General features: G+C 50.3%; 5 tRNA genes and 1 rRNA gene. All 6 read left to right on the top strand.

From position 1 onward, the window contains the following. The first annotated feature begins 2 nt into the window (after positions 1-2). The 6 genes from rrf (at position 3) to K9V48_RS28205 (ending at position 804) form a co-directional block, all read left to right on the top strand. Positions 3-118, top strand: a 5S ribosomal RNA gene (gene rrf, locus K9V48_RS28230). Between the two features lie 46 nt (positions 119-164). Beyond that, positions 165-239: transfer RNA gene (locus K9V48_RS28225), tRNA-Glu, on the top strand. A gap of 67 nt (positions 240-306) precedes the next feature. Then, a tRNA-Val gene (locus K9V48_RS28220) sits at positions 307-382 on the top strand. 61 nt (positions 383-443) lie between these two features. Continuing rightward, positions 444-516, top strand: a tRNA-Lys gene (locus tag K9V48_RS28215). A 13-nt stretch (positions 517-529) separates the two neighbouring features. Further along, positions 530-618, top strand: a tRNA-Leu gene (locus K9V48_RS28210). Between the two features lie 109 nt (positions 619-727). Then, positions 728-804: transfer RNA gene (locus K9V48_RS28205), tRNA-Arg, on the top strand. Positions 805-841: the final 37 nt, after the last annotated feature.

Here is an 841-nt window from a genome sequence, read left to right as displayed (position 1 = left end):
TGTCTAGCGATGATGGCGAAGAGGTCACACCCGTTCCCATGCCGAACACGGAAGTTAAGCTCTTCAGCGCCGATGGTAGTTGGGGGTTTCCCCCTGTGAGAGTAGGACGTTGCTAGGCATAAGCCCCAACTACGGGGCTATTGTTTTGTTTGTTATTGTAAGTTGGCCCGTTGGTCAAGCGGTTAAGACACCGCCCTTTCACGGCGGTAACACGGGTTCGAATCCCGTACGGGTCACCAAGTAATGATGGCATGTTAAGTACGCAACGTCCTGTTGCAACACATGCACTTGCACATCCTGTGCTTCGGAGGATTAGCTCAGCTGGGAGAGCATCTGCCTTACAAGCAGAGGGTCGGCGGTTCGATCCCGTCATCCTCCACCATTATTATTCGAATAAAATTTCCGGATTTTGGACATTAATATTTAGAGTGTCTTCAAATTAGGAGCCATTAGCTCAGTTGGTAGAGCATCTGACTTTTAATCAGAGGGTCGAAGGTTCGAGTCCTTCATGGCTCATCATTTACACATAGCCGGGGTGGCGGAACTGGCAGACGCACAGGACTTAAAATCCTGCGGTAGGTGACTACCGTACCGGTTCGATTCCGGTCCTCGGCACCAATTTTAGAAAAGCGGAGAAAGCCCGCTTAAACCACTAGGATGTTGGAGCTTCTGAGAAGGAGTGAAACAGCCGTATGGTTTGGCTTTAGTAGCTAGAGACACTATAAATGCGCCCGTAGCTCAATTGGATAGAGCGTTTGACTACGGATCAAAAGGTTAGGGGTTCGACTCCTCTCGGGCGCGCCAATAACCGGGAAGTAGCTCAGCTTGGTAGAGCACTTGG

Source organism: Metabacillus rhizolycopersici (genome assembly GCF_020075705.1).
Note: the sequence above shows the minus strand (reverse complement) of the source record. Positions and strands in the feature narration are given on the sequence as shown.